The organism is uncultured Pelagimonas sp., from assembly GCF_947498515.1.
In the GTDB taxonomy this organism is placed as follows: domain Bacteria; phylum Pseudomonadota; class Alphaproteobacteria; order Rhodobacterales; family Rhodobacteraceae; genus Pelagimonas.
The window spans coordinates 1-503 of record NZ_CANMKO010000037.1 but is presented as its reverse complement, the minus strand read 5'-3'; the positions used below and the strand labels follow the sequence as shown (position 1 = coordinate 503).

1 pseudogene and 1 other annotated feature are annotated in these 503 nt (G+C 58.8%); the pseudogene reads left to right on the top strand.

From position 1 onward, the window contains the following. Positions 1-100: 100 nt before the first annotated feature. A pseudogene (locus tag Q1A43_RS22410) lies at positions 101-503 on the top strand (hypothetical protein); the annotation flags it as partial. After that, positions 371-482, top strand: a sequence feature (AL1L pseudoknot). Its footprint overlaps the pseudogene before it by 112 nt.

Sequence of the window (503 nt, the reverse complement as noted above, 5' to 3'; positions counted from 1 at the left end):
GGGTTTTCCGGAGGCTCCAAATCTGGGAAGGATTGGAGTCATTGAAAGAGACAACAGAGCGAGCCGCTATTCACCTGAGACACGAGCAAGGGCCGTGCGGATGGTGTTCGAAAATCAGGGCAGTTACGAAAGCCAAGCAGCGGCGATCAAGGCGATTGCGCCGAAGATTGGCTGTTGCCGGGATACGTTGCGGCGTTGGGTTCAGCAGGAAGAGGCCGACACCGGCCAGAGAGATGGCGTGACGTCGGAGGAGCGCGCCAAGATCAAGGAACTGGAACGCGAGGTGCGGGAGCGTCGACAGGACAACGAAATCCTGAAGAAAGCATCTGCGTATTTTGCTCCCGCTCTCACACATGCAAGCATGTGCTGTCGCGCAACGGGACGGCGCTCGACCGCCCACTGAAACGATGATCGGGTTCATAAACGATCACCGGGCCGAGTACGGGGGCGAGCCGATTTGCCGGGTTTTGCCGATCGCCCCTTCCATTGCCCGGCAGTGCATT